The sequence below is a fragment of the Rhodococcus sp. 05-2255-3B1 genome (genome assembly GCF_002258545.1).
Lineage (GTDB): Bacteria > Actinomycetota > Actinomycetes > Mycobacteriales > Mycobacteriaceae > Rhodococcoides.
Map to the genome: position 1 here is coordinate 67,287 of NZ_NOZC01000004.1, position 13,106 is coordinate 80,392.

The window sequence follows — 13,106 nt, forward strand, 5'->3', positions numbered from 1 at the left end:
CGGGACGGCTCGCGCACGTGGGGCCGCACCGGATGTCGGTCGCACCCCGTAGCCTCGAGTACCGGTTGCCGCGCGCAGCCGGTACTCGAGGTGACCTACGGCCAGGGGGATTGCGCACAGATGTCCAGCTATCCGGGAGCGGCGCTCGAAGCGCAAGCACTGACCAAGCAATTCGGCACAGTTCGCGCGGTCTCGGACCTGAGCTTCGTCGTTCCGCGCGGAACGGTCACCGGATTCCTCGGCCCCAACGGATCGGGCAAGACGACGACGCTGCGCATGCTCCTCGGACTCGTCGCTCCCACCTCGGGTGTCGGCCTCGTCAACGGCATGCCGTTCCGCGCGGCGGCCCACCCCGCCCGCACGGTGGGTGCCGTCCTCGACTCGCTGAGCCTGCACCCCAAGCGCAGCGCCGCACACCACCTGAAGATCTACACCGCTGCGATCGGCATACCCGACAGCCGCGCGCTCGACGTCCTGCACCTCGTGGGGCTCGGTGACGTCGCCGACCGCGCCGCAGGCGGTTTCTCGCTCGGCATGCGTCAGCGCCTGACGTTGGCGACAGCCCTGCTGGGGGATCCGGAAATCCTCGTGCTCGACGAACCCGCGAACGGTCTCGACCCCGAAGGAATCGCCTGGCTGCGCGACTTCCTCAAGGCATTCGCCGCGTCGGGTCGCACCGTGCTCGTATCGAGCCACATCCTGCGCGAGATCGAGCAGACCGTCGACAATCTGGTGATCGTCAGCGCCGGCGCACTCGTGTACCAGGGTTCCATCGCGCATTTGCGATCGACACGTCCGAGCCGCGTACTGGTGGCCGCATCGGACCCCGCAGCTTTGGCCTTGGCGTTGGCCTCGAATGGGTTCAACGACAGCCAACTGCTTCCCGACGGACGCATCGGTGTCGCCGGTCCCGACGCGGCGACGATCGCCCGCATCGCGGCCGCCGCCCAGGTGACGATCTTCGGGACCACCGGCGAACACGTCGACCTCGAGCAGGTGTTCCTGTCGATGACCACGGGTCAGTACAACGCCGCACCCGTTCAGCAGAGTCCCCACGGTTACGGCCCGCCGGGTCCTGCGCAGGGTTACGGCCCACCGCCGGGGTACGGCGCTCCGCCGCAGAACTACGGTCCGCCACAGAACTGGAACGGGGGTCAGCGATGAACGCACTGCTGACGTCGGAGATCCGTAAGGTCACCACACTGAAATTCTGGTGGGCGCTGGCGATCGCCCCGATCGTCGTCGGAGTGTTCGCGTCCGTCATCACGTCGGTGATCGCGAATCAGCTGGGTGAATTCGAGGAGGACCTGGACATCTCGGGTGGCGTCGCCTCGATCGGCCTGTACGTCGCCGCCGGTGCCGCGATTCTGTTCGCCGGGATATTCGGTGCCGTCAACGCCGGAACCGAATTTCGCCACAAGACCATCACCACCAGCTTCCTGACCGCTCGCGGCCGCGACGGGGTGATTGCCGCCAAACTCGTCGTCACTGCGCTGTTCGGCCTCGGATACGGCCTGGTGGTGCTGCTGGCCAGCTTGATCTGCCTGCTGATATTCAACGAGCGGACCGTGCTGCTGGACGGCGCGTTCGTCGGCGTGGTGTTGTCGTGCCTCCTCGCAGTCGTGCTGTGGTCGATGATCGGTGCCGGCCTGGGTCTGCTGCTCAAATCTCCGACGTGGGCCGCGATCGTGCTCGTCGCCTGGCTGCCGTTCGGCGAGGGTCTGCTCTCGCTGATCCTGTTCGGACTCGGGCTCGGATCGGTCGCCGTAGCGCTGCCGTCGAACCTGACTCTGCCGACCATGGCGGCGACTCAACTCGACGACGCCGGCGACCTGGCGTCGTGGCCGTGGGCACCGCTCGGACTCGCGCTGTGGGCCGCGGTCCTCACCGGCGTCGGCTGGTTCCTGGCCCGCACCCGCGACATCGACTGACGTCGCTTCGTTCGCGGGCCGACCCTGTCGGTACTCGGGTCTACCGTGGTGAGGCGATGGCACACAGTAATGCGGTGAAAGACCGTGCAGCGGCACCCGGACGCAGCTCGTCGACACTCGACAGCGCAGAACCCGCGTCGAGGCCCCGGCGTGGGTGGATCAGACGTCTGATCGCGCAGTGCATGCTGCATCGACGCACCGCACTCGGAGCACTGGGCGTGACGATGATCGCCGCGGTCATCGACATCTCGTTCCCGCTCCTCACCAGGGTCGCCATCGACGACGCGACGGCCGGCAGAGGCGAGAAGATCGCCGCCGTCGCCGCCGCCATCGCACTGTTGGGCCTGGTGCGTTTCGCGTGCCAATTCGGTCGACGCATGCTCGCCGGCCGGCTCTCGATCGACGTCCAGCACGATCTACGCCTCGACCTGCTCGCGTCACTGCAGCGGCTCGACGGGCGCAAGCAGGACGAGATCCGTACCGGGCAGGTCGTCTCGAGATCGATCACCGACCTCCAACTGGTGCAGGGGCTGCTGGCCATGGTGCCGTTGTCGGCGGGAGCCGTCCTGCAGTTCGTGCTGGCGCTGGCTGTGATGGCGTATCTGTCGCCGCTGCTCACCGTTGTCGCGGTACTCATCGTTCCTGCGGTCGGCATCGTGGTCTACCGAATTCGGCCCACTCTCTTCGCGGCCACCTGGTCGGCGCAGCAACGCGCCGCCGATCTGGCACAGCACGTCGAGGAGACGGTCACCGGCGTTCGGGTGGTCAAGGGCTTCGGGCAGGAAGCCCGCGCGGTCGATCGCATCGAGACACTGGGTCGCAGGTTGTTCGCCGAGCGCATGCGGTCGGCGAAGATCAACTCACGGTTCGCACCGTCGATGGCCACCATTCCTCAACTCGGACTGGTCGGAGTCATCGCCCTCGGCGGCTATCTGGCCCTGGAAGGCCACATCACGATCGGCACCTTCCTGGCCTTCGCCACCTATGTCGCGACTCTGTCCGCCGTGACCCGCACCGTCTCGTCGGTGGTGATCATGGCCCAACTCTCCCGCGCGGCCGTCGAGCGCGTCTACGAGGTGGTCGACACCGAGCCGTCCGACCCGGAACCGGCCGAACCCGTCGCGTTGCCCGACGGCCCGCTCGGAGTCCATATCTCCGAGGTGACCTTCGGATTCGAACCCGAACGCGACGTGCTCACCGGCCTGGACCTGACCATCTCGCCCGGTGAGACGGTGGCCGTCGTCGGTCACGCGGGCTCGGGAAAGACCGCACTCGCACTCCTGCTCCCCCGCTTCTACCGCCCGACTCGGGGGCAGATTGCGCTGACGTCCGACGGAACGTCGATCGACATCGACGACCTCGACTCGACGTCGCTCCGCGAGGCGGTCTCGCTGGTGTTCGACGAGCCGTTCCTCTTCTCCGACACCATCGCCGCCAACATCGCCCTCGGCAGGCCCGACGCCACCGCGGAGGCGATCAGGCATGCGGCGCGGCTCGCGCAGGCCTCGACGTTCGTCGAGGCGCTCCCCGAGGGATACGACAGCCTCGTCGGCGAACGCGGCCTCACTCTCTCGGGCGGTCAGCGCCAACGCATCGCACTGGCCCGCGCTCTTCTGGTCGAACCGCGAATTCTGATCCTCGACGACGCCACCTCCGCCGTGGACGCCGAGACCGAGGCCGCCATCTTCGACGCGTTGCGCGGCGTCCGTACTCGCGCGACTCTCGTTCTCGCACATCGCCGTTCGACCCTGACGCTGGCCGATCGCGTCGCCGTCCTCGACAACGGCCGCATCATCGACACCGGAACGGTCGACGAACTGGATCGGCGCTGTCCGTTGTTCCGGGCCCTCCTCGCAGGCGGGGACGGCGACGCGAACGACGACACCGACCGGGAACCGACAGCGGAACCGTCCGCCGACACGCTCTGGCCCGAGTCCGCACCGGAAGCGACCGTCGAGCCCGGCGCGGTGTCAACGCCCGCGCCCGGAGGCGGAGGTGGTCACGGAACTGCGATGGCGGGGGCCTTCGGCTCACTCGCGCCGACTCCGGCGATCTCCCGGGCGGTCGCGGCGCTGCCGCCCGCGACGGAGGATCCGGCTGCATCGGGAGTCGAACTTCGTCGACCCGACCCGGAGTTCCGGCTGTCGAGACTGCTGAGCCCGGTGCGGTTGTTGCTGGCAGCGGTGGTGGTGCTCCTCGCGCTGGACTCACTGGCCTCGATCGCGTTCCCTTCGCTCGTTCGCTACGCGGTGGACAGCGGAGTGGCCGGCGGAGACTCGAACACCCTGTGGATCGCCACCTCGATCGGTGTCGTGTTGGCTGCGGCGAGTTGGTTCGTCGTCTGCTGGACGACGGTCATCACGGCGCGAGCAGGCGAGCGAGTGCTCTTCGGACTCCGGGTGCGCAGCTACGCGCACATCCAACGGCTCGGCCTGGACTACTACGAACGCGAACTGTCGGGTCGCATCATGACGCGAATGACCACCGACGTCGATGCGCTGTCTTCCTTCATCCAGACCGGAGCCTCAACCGCAGTGGTCAGCGTGCTGACCGTCGTCGGCATCGCCGCCGCACTGCTCGTCACCGACCCGGCACTGGGACTGGTGGCGCTGGCGGTGGTGCCGCCCCTCGCCGTGGCCACCGTGATCTTCCGGCGCATCTCGTCGGCGGCGTACTCGACATCTCGCGAGCGCATCTCGATCGTCAACGCCGACTTCCAGGAGAACGTCACGGGACTGCGCGCCGCGCAGGCGTACCGACGCGAGGAGTACGCCGCATCCCGGTTCGCCGAACGCTCCGACCGCTACCGGGTGAGTCGGATGCGGTCGCAGACCGCGATCTCGGTGTTCTTCCCCCTCATCACGTTGCTCTCCGACATCGCCCTCGCCGTCGTCGTTTTCGTCGGCGCGCATCAGATCGCCACCGGCACCACCACTGCGGGCACTCTCGTGGCGTTCGTGCTATATCTCGGGCTGCTCTTCGGTCCGATCCAGCAGCTATCGCAGGTGTTCGACGGTTACCAGCAAGCACGTGTCGGTGTCGGCCGCATCGGTGATCTCCTCCGCACCACGAGTTCGATTGAAACGTCCACCAAATCAGACACCACCGCACTCCCCGGCGGACGCCTGCACGCCGACATACAACTCGTCGACGTCGGTTTTCGGTATGCCGGAGCACAGTCCGACGCCCTGAGTGAGGTAAATCTCACCATCCCCGCCGGCACCACCGTCGCGTTGGTCGGGCGCACCGGCGCGGGCAAATCCACGGTCGTGAAACTGCTGGCCCGCTTCTACGATCCCACCTCCGGATCGGTGCGCGTCGGCGGCCACGATCTACGCGACTATCGCCTCTCGGACTACCGGCACCGACTCGGCGTAGTACCGCAGGAAGCGCACCTGTTCACCGGGACCGTCGCGTCGAACATCGCCTACGGCAGGCCCGACGCCACCCGTGCCGACATCGAGAACGCGGCCCGATCCGTGGGAGCTCTGAGCACCATCGCCGCACTTCGCGGCGGTATGCACCAACCTGTCGGCGAGCGCGGTCAAGGGCTGTCCGCGGGTCAACGACAGCTGATCGCACTGGCCAGGGCCGAGCTGGTCGACCCCGACCTTCTCCTGCTCGACGAGGCCACCGCCACGCTCGATCCCGCGACCGAGCGCACCGTGCTCGCAGCCAGCAGTGCCGTCGCACGCACCCGCACCGCGGTGGTCGTCGCGCACCGCTTGGCGACCGCCGCACGAGCGGATCTGATCGTGGTCGTCGACGGCGGCCGTATCGTGGAAGTGGGTCGACATTCGGAGCTGCGCACGCAGGGCGGGTTCTACGCGCAGTTGTGGACTGCAGCCGAAACGAACCGAGGGAATAATTCGATAGTCCAAGGTGTCATCGACAACGAGGCCGATGGTTACCGGTGAGTACATATCACAGCTACGTCCCGGACGCACGTGAGCTGGACCAAAGGTCTAGCCTGGACACGTACGCGCGCTGAACGGGAACGAAGACAGAAACGAGGCGAACTACTGCCGTGAGCAGCAGCTCTACTACCCAATTCGGACAAAATCAATGGCTGGTCGACGAGATGTACCAGCGATTCAAGAAGGACCCTTCATCCGTCGACGCGAGCTGGCACGAGTTTCTGACCGGTTACGACCCCGATGCAGCGACCGACGAGACCGCCGGATCCAACGGTGCTGCCGGTAACGGCGCATCCTCGAACGGCAGCTCGACCAAGTCCGCGCCTCCCGCAGCGCCCGCGCCACCAGCCCAGACGGCCGCTTCTGCTTCCGACAAGACCGACGCGCCGAAGGCCGCAGCACCCAAGGCAGCTCCGAAAACCGCCGCTCCCAAGGCCGAAGCCTCGAAGCCTGCCGCCGCCAAGCCTGCCGAGAAGAAGGCAGCACCGGCGAAGTCCGCTCCCGCAAAGCCCGCCGCAGCCGAGTTCGGCGAGGAGTCGAGCAAGGTTCTGCGCGGCGCTGCTGCAGCGGTGGCGAAGAACATGTCCGCCTCGTTGCAGATTCCGACCGCGACCAGCGTCCGTGCGATCCCGGCCAAGCTCATGGTCGACAACCGTCTCGTGATCAACAACCATCTCGCTCGCACCCGCGGCGGCAAGATCTCGTTCACGCACCTGCTCGGCTACGCCATCGTGCAGGCCGTCAAGGCGTTCCCGAACATGAACCGCCACTTCGCCGAGGTCGACGGCAAGCCGAACGCAGTGACTCCGGCAGCGATCAACCTCGGTCTCGCGATCGACCTGCCCGGCAAGGACGGCAACCGTTCCCTCGTCGTCGCCGCCATCAAGAACACGCAGGACTTCACGTTCACGCAGTTCTACAACGCGTACGAGGACATCGTGCGTCGTGCGCGCGACGGCAAGCTCACCGGTGAGGACTTCCAAGGCGTCACCATCTCGCTGACCAACCCCGGCGGAATCGGAACCGTGCACTCGGTGCCGCGTCTGATGAACGGCCAGGGAGCGATCATCGGCGCAGGTGCGATGGAGTACCCGGCAGAGTTCCAGGGAGCCAGCGACGAGCGTCTCGCCGAGTTCGGCGTCGGCAAGCTCATGACGCTGACCTCGACGTACGACCACCGCATCATTCAGGGTGCGGAGTCGGGCGATTTCCTCAAGACGATCCACAACCTGCTGATCAGCGACGAGTTCTACGACGAGCTGTTCCACTCGCTGAAGATCCCCTACGAGCCCATTCGCTGGCGCAAGGATCTGCCCGAGGGCACGGTCGACAAGAACACCCGCGTGCTCGAGCTCATCGCTGCGTACCGCAACCGCGGTCACCTGATGGCCGACACCGATCCGTTGCAGTTCACCAAGGACAAGTTCCGGATGCACCCGGACCTCGACGTGATCAGCCACGACCTCACGCTGTGGGACCTCGACCGCGAGTTCAAGGTCGGCGGATTCCACGGCAAGGACAAGATGAAGCTGCGGGACGTGCTCAGCGTTCTGCGCGACTCGTACTGCCGCCACGTCGGCGTCGAGTACACCCACATCCTCGAGACCGAGCAGGTCTCCTGGCTGCAGGAACGCGTCGAGGCCAAGCACGTCAAACCGACTGTGGCGCAACAGAAGTACATCCTGAGCAAGCTCAACGCCGCCGAGGCGTTCGAGACGTTCCTGCAGACCAAGTACGTCGGGCAGAAGCGGTTCTCGCTCGAAGGTGCCGAGTCGGTCATCCCGATGATGGACTCCGTCATCGACCAGAGCGCCGAGTACGCCCTCGACGAGGTCGTCATCGGTATGCCGCACCGCGGCCGCCTGAACGTGCTCGCCAACATCGTCGGCAAGCCCTACTCGAAGATCTTCACCGAGTTCGAGGGCAACATGAACCCGGCCGCTGCGCACGGCTCCGGCGACGTGAAGTACCACCTCGGTGCCGAGGGCACGTACATCCAGATGTTCGGTGACAACGACATCAAGGTCTCGCTCACCGCGAACCCGTCGCACCTCGAAGCCGTCGACCCGGTTCTCGAAGGCCTCGTTCGCGCCAAGCAGGACCTGCTGGACAAGGGCACCGGCCAGGGCGGTTACTCCGTTCTGCCGCTGATGCTGCACGGAGACGCGGCATTCGCAGGCCAGGGCGTCGTCGCCGAGACGTTGAACCTGTCCGATCTGCGGGGCTACCGCACCGGCGGCACCGTGCACATCGTCGTCAACAACCAGGTCGGCTTCACCACCTCGCCGGAGTTCTCGCGTTCGTCCGAGTACTGCACCGATGTGGCGAAGATGATCGCCGCGCCGATCTTCCACGTCAACGGCGACGATCCCGAGGCCTGTGCCTGGGTCGCTCAGCTGGCAGTGGACTTCCGTCAGAAGTTCCACAAGGACGTCGTCATCGACATGATCTGCTACCGCCGTCGCGGTCACAACGAGGGCGACGACCCCTCGATGACGCAGCCGGCGATGTACGACGTGATCGACACCAAGCGCAGCGTCCGCAAGAGCTACACCGAATCGCTCATCGGTCGTGGAGACATCTCGCTCAAGGAAGCCGAGGACGCACTCCGCGACTACCAGGGCCAGCTCGAACGCGTCTTCAACGAGGTACGCGAACTCGAGAAGTACACCCCTGAGCCCAGTGAGTCGGTCGAGCTCGATCAGCAGCTGCCCGCCAAGCTGACCACCGCGGTCGACAAGGCCGTGCTGCACCGTATCGGTGACGCGCACCTCGCCGTTCCCGACGGCTTCAACGTGCACCCGCGCGTCAAGCCGGTTCTCGAGAAGCGCCGGGAAATGGCGTACGAGGGCAAGGTCGACTGGGCCTTCGGCGAGCTGCTGGCACTCGGATCGCTGGTGGACGAGGGACGCAACATCCGCTTCTCCGGCCAGGACACCCGCCGCGGCACGTTCACCCAGCGCCACTCGGTGATCATCGACCGCAAGACCGGTGCCGAGTACACGCCGCTGCAGAACATCGGCAGCGACAACCCTGGCAAGTTCATGGTCTACGACTCCGCTTTGAGCGAGTTCGCAGCCGTAGGCTTCGAGTACGGCTACTCCGTGGGCAACCCGGACGCACTGGTGATGTGGGAAGCGCAGTTCGGCGACTTCGTCAACGGCGCACAGTCCATCATCGACGAGTTCATCTCGTCCGGTGAAGCAAAGTGGGGTCAGCTCTCCGACGTCGTGCTGCTGCTGCCGCACGGCCACGAAGGTCAGGGACCCGACCACACGTCCGGACGCATCGAGCGCTTCCTGACACTGTGCGCCGAGGGCTCGATGACCGTCGCACTCCCCTCGACCCCCGCGAACTACTTCCATCTGCTGCGCAGGCACGCGCGGGACGGCATTCGTCGCCCGCTGATCGTCTTCACCCCGAAGTCGATGCTGCGCAACAAGGCAGCGGTGAGCAACATCGAGGACTTCACCGACGGCAAGTTCCACTCGGTGTTCGATGAGCCCACCTACGACACCGGCACCGGCGACCGCAGCGCGGTCAAGCGAGTGCTGATGGTCAGCGGCAAGCTCTACTACGAGCTCCTCGCCCGTAAGCAGAAGGACAACCGCGACGACGTCGCGATCGTTCGCGTCGAGCAGCTCTACCCCGTGCCGGTTCGCCGCATCAGGGAAGCTCTCGAAAGCTACCCGAATGCAACGGAATTCCGTTGGGTTCAGGAAGAGCCTGCGAACCAGGGTGCGTGGCCTTTCTTCGGTCTCGCACTGCCCGAGCTCATGCCCGAGAAGCTGGTCGGCATCAAGCGCATCTCCCGTCGCGCCATGTCCGCTCCGTCGTCGGGATCGAGCAAGGTGCACGCCGTCGAGCAACTCGAAATCATCGACGAGGCCTTCAAGGCAGTCGGCGAAGACTAGAAACACTCGCGACAGCGGCCCACTCCTTCGGGGGTGGGCCGCTGTCGTCGTTTCTGGGCTCCCCCGTTCGGCGTCAATGGACCACTACATACGTCTGCGCAGTACGACGGTCCATTCACGCGACCCCCGGACACGAGTGAATGGACCCCTGCATACGTCTGAGGAGTGCAAGGGTCCATTGACGCGTGCGGGGGCGGGCGGCGCGGCGGGATCAGGCGTCTGCGGCGGCGTCTCGGTCGGCACCCAGGAGTGCGGAGATCATGTCCGGTGCCAGCGCGACGGCAGGCAGAGCATTGACGTTGAGGTCGATCAGTTCGTCTCGGCCGAGCTCCGGTGCGGTGAGCCAGTTGATGGTCGTTTCCTCGACGAATGCGATCCAGCCGCGAACGGCCAGCACGATGGTGGGGGTCACCTCGATGTCGAGTCCCCCGAGTTGCGCGAGGGTTCGCTCGGCCATGGCGGAGCGAGTCTCCTCGAACACCGCGCGCATCTGCGGATCGCCACTGGGGGTGCCGCGCAGGAGTGAGACGTACATCTGTCGCTTGTCGGTGACGTAATCGACGTAGTTGGCGATGGAGTCGCGCAGAATCTCGTACGGTGGCAGCGAAGGATCGGGTGCGGTGCGCTCGAGCATGACGCGCGAGGATTCACGCACGATTTCGAGGTGGAAGTCCTGCTTGGAGGCGAAGTAGTGGAACAGCAGACCTCGGGAGACGCCGGCTTGATCGGCGATGTCCTCGACGGAGATCTGCTCGAGGGGGCGGTCGGCGAGCATTTCGGTGCCGAGCTCGATCAATTGGGCTCGTCGTTGTTGCGGACTGAGTCTCGTCCTCTTCGTGGTCGGTGCGCCGGGACTGTTCACGAACGCCATGCAACCACCCTACTGAATGTTAGTCAATAACTATTGACTCACACTCAATAAGCTTCTACGCTCCCCTACATGAGTCTTCCCGTAACAGATACTTCGGACCGTGCAACGACGCCGCGTCACGTCGATACGCTGATCATCGGCAGCGGGTTCGCCGGCCTCGGTGCCGCGATCAAGCTGACGAAGGCAGGCAAGAAGGACTTCGTCGTCATCGAACGTGGCCACGACGTCGGCGGCACCTGGCGCGACAACACCTACCCCGGTGCTGCCTGCGACGTGCCGTCGCACCTGTACTCGTACTCGTTCGCCCTGAACCCGAACTGGACTCGGTCGTTCTCCACACAGCCGGAGATCCAGAAGTACATCGCCGGGGTGGCGCGCAAGTACGGCGTCATGGACAAGCACGTGTTCGGCACGGATGTGACCTCGGCCCGCTGGAACGCCGAGACCAACCGCTGGGATGTTCAGACCACCTCCGGCAACTACACCGCGAAGATCGTCGTCTCGGCCGTCGGCGCACTGTGTGAGCCTAATCTGCCCGACATCAAGGGCATTCACGACTTCGAGGGCGACGTCTTCCACTCCGCTCAGTGGAACCACGACGTCTCGTTGGCGGGCAAGCGCGTCGCCGTCATCGGCACCGGTGCCTCCGCCATCCAGATCGTGCCCGCCATCGCAGGCCAGGTGGAACATCTGGACGTGTACCAGCGCACCGCGCCGTGGATCCTTCCCCGCGCCGATCGCCCGTACACCAAGCTCGAGCGCTTCGCCTTCAAGCACGTTCCCGGGTTCCAGCGCCTGTCGCGGGCCGGTATCTACGCGATGCGCGAGACCCAGGTCGTCGGTCTGGCCAAGGCTCCGGCCTTCATGAAGCCGCTGCAGTGGGCGTCGGAGAACCACCTGCGCACCCAGATCAAGGACAAGGCACTGCGCGCCAAGGTGACGCCGAACTTCCGCATCGGCTGCAAGCGCATGTTGATCTCCAACGCGTACTATCCGGCTCTCGCGCAGAGCAACGTCGACCTCGTGACCGACGGCATCGCCGAGATCCGCAAAGGATCGATCGTCACCAAGGACGGCACCGAGCGCCCGATCGATGCGCTCGTCGTCGCCACCGGCTTCCACGTCACCGACTCCCCCGCCTACCAGGGCATCATCGGCAAGGACGGCCGCACGTTGGCCGAAACCTTCGACGACGGCGGCCAGCAGGGCTACAAGGGGGCAGCGGTCGCGAACTTCCCCAACATGTTCTTCCTGGTGGGACCGAATACGGGCCTCGGCCACACCTCGATGGTCTTCATGATCGAATCGCAGATCAACTACCTCGTCGACGCGTTGGACACCATCGACAAGCACGACATCGGCACCATCGAGGTGCGCAAGGACGTGCAGGACGAGTACAACGTGACGTTGCAGGATCAGCTCGCCAAGAGCGTGTGGATGAACGGCGGATGCGCCAGCTGGTACCTCGACAAGCACGGCAACAACACCACGCTGTGGCCGGGCTTCACGTTCGAGTTCCGCAGAATCACCAAGCAGTTCGATCTCGATGCGTACCGTAGCGTCGCTACCGCAGACCTGCCCTCCGGATCGTCGGCGAACAACTCCGCCGGCAACAACACAGACAAGGTGTCCGCACGATGAGCACATTCACAGGCAAGGTGGCCGTCGTCACCGGCGCGGGTTCGGGAATCGGCCGCGCACTGGCCCTCGAGCTGGCCGGCCGTGGAGCGAAACTGGCGTTGTCCGACGTCGACACCGCCGGACTCGACGAGACGGTCCGACGAGTCGAAGCACTCGGCGCGGAGGTGAAGTCGGATTTCCTCGACGTCTCCCAGCGCGAGACCGTCCTGGATTACGCCGAGGCCGTCGTCGCGCATTTCGGCAAGGTCAACCAGATCTACAACAACGCAGGCATCGCCTACCACGGTGACGTCGACAAGTCCTCGTTCAAGGACATCGAGCGCATCGTCGACGTTGATTTCTGGGGAGTCGTCAACGGCACCAAGGCTTTTCTGCCGCACATCCAGGCCTCCGGTGACGGCCACATCATCAACATCTCCAGCCTCTTCGGACTGTTGGCGATTCCGTCGCAGTCCGCGTACAACGCGGCCAAGTTCGCCGTACGCGGGTTCAGCGAATCGCTCCGCATCGAGATGTTGATCTCGAAGGCTCCGGTGAAGGTGACCGTGGTTCACCCCGGTGGCATCAAGACCGCCATCGCTCGCAACGCCACCGTGGCCGAGAACTACGACCAGGCCGACTTCGCGGAGTTCTTCGACACCAAGCTCGCCAAGACCACCCCGATCGACGCGGCCAAGACCATCCTGAAGGGTGTCGAGAAGGGCAAGGGACGCGTCCTCATCGGTTCCGACGCCATTGCACTCGACCTGCTCCAGCGCATCACCGGATCGCGTTACCAGGGCCTGATCGCCGCAGTGTCCAAGCGCGCGCTGCCGCGCACGAAGAAGTAGGC

At 65.4% G+C, this 13,106-nt stretch carries 7 protein-coding genes; 6 read left to right on the plus strand and 1 reads right to left on the minus strand.

Annotated features, from left to right (window positions below; all coding sequences use genetic code 11):
• The first annotated feature begins 120 nt into the window (after positions 1 to 120).
• The 4 genes from CH249_RS02475 (at position 121) to CH249_RS02490 (ending at position 9,762) form a co-directional block, all read left to right on the plus strand.
• Positions 121 to 1,164, plus strand: coding sequence for an ABC transporter ATP-binding protein (locus tag CH249_RS02475; RefSeq protein WP_094629611.1), 1,044 nt, complete (start codon positions 121 to 123; stop codon positions 1,162 to 1,164).
• Positions 1,161 to 1,931, plus strand: coding sequence for an ABC transporter permease (locus CH249_RS02480; RefSeq protein ID WP_094629610.1), 771 nt, complete (start codon positions 1,161 to 1,163; stop codon positions 1,929 to 1,931). The genes CH249_RS02475 and CH249_RS02480 overlap by 4 nt, the downstream gene beginning before the upstream one ends.
• 182 nt (positions 1,932 to 2,113) lie before the next feature.
• Complete coding sequence (locus CH249_RS02485; protein WP_094682211.1) at positions 2,114 to 5,848, plus strand: ABC transporter ATP-binding protein; 3,735 nt, start codon at positions 2,114 to 2,116, stop codon at positions 5,846 to 5,848.
• Positions 5,849 to 5,958: 110 nt separating this feature from the next.
• On the plus strand, positions 5,959 to 9,762 hold the full coding sequence (locus CH249_RS02490) for a multifunctional oxoglutarate decarboxylase/oxoglutarate dehydrogenase thiamine pyrophosphate-binding subunit/dihydrolipoyllysine-residue succinyltransferase subunit (RefSeq protein ID WP_094629609.1): 3,804 nt from the start codon (positions 5,959 to 5,961) through the stop codon (positions 9,760 to 9,762).
• Between the two features lie 211 nt (positions 9,763 to 9,973).
• On the opposite strand, the gene CH249_RS02495 is transcribed toward CH249_RS02490, so the two are convergent.
• Positions 9,974 to 10,633: a TetR/AcrR family transcriptional regulator gene (locus CH249_RS02495; protein ID WP_094629608.1), complete on the minus strand. Its 660-nt coding sequence runs from the start codon at positions 10,631 to 10,633 to the stop codon at positions 9,974 to 9,976.
• 69 nt (positions 10,634 to 10,702) lie between these two features.
• On the opposite strand from CH249_RS02495, the gene CH249_RS02500 reads away from it, so the two are divergent.
• Positions 10,703 to 12,274 carry an NAD(P)/FAD-dependent oxidoreductase gene (locus CH249_RS02500; protein WP_045199242.1) on the plus strand — a complete coding sequence of 524 codons (1,572 nt, stop codon included), beginning with the start codon at positions 10,703 to 10,705 and terminating at the stop codon, positions 12,272 to 12,274.
• Complete coding sequence (locus CH249_RS02505) at positions 12,271 to 13,104, plus strand: SDR family oxidoreductase (RefSeq protein WP_094682127.1); 834 nt, start codon at positions 12,271 to 12,273, stop codon at positions 13,102 to 13,104. Before CH249_RS02500 ends, CH249_RS02505 begins: the two co-directional genes overlap by 4 nt.
• Positions 13,105 to 13,106: the final 2 nt, after the last annotated feature.

Coding starts and splice junctions, on each gene's coding strand:
- CH249_RS02480 (WP_094629610.1), top strand. CDS start 1,161: ATGAACGCACTGCTGACGTCGGAGATCCGTAAGGTCACCACACTGAAA.
- CH249_RS02500 (WP_045199242.1), top strand. CDS start 10,703: ATGAGTCTTCCCGTAACAGATACTTCGGACCGTGCAACGACGCCGCGT.
- CH249_RS02485 (WP_094682211.1), top strand. CDS start 2,114: ATGCTGCATCGACGCACCGCACTCGGAGCACTGGGCGTGACGATGATC.
- CH249_RS02475 (WP_094629611.1), top strand. CDS start 121: ATGTCCAGCTATCCGGGAGCGGCGCTCGAAGCGCAAGCACTGACCAAG.
- CH249_RS02505 (WP_094682127.1), top strand. CDS start 12,271: ATGAGCACATTCACAGGCAAGGTGGCCGTCGTCACCGGCGCGGGTTCG.
- CH249_RS02495 (WP_094629608.1), bottom strand. CDS start 10,633: ATGGCGTTCGTGAACAGTCCCGGCGCACCGACCACGAAGAGGACGAGA.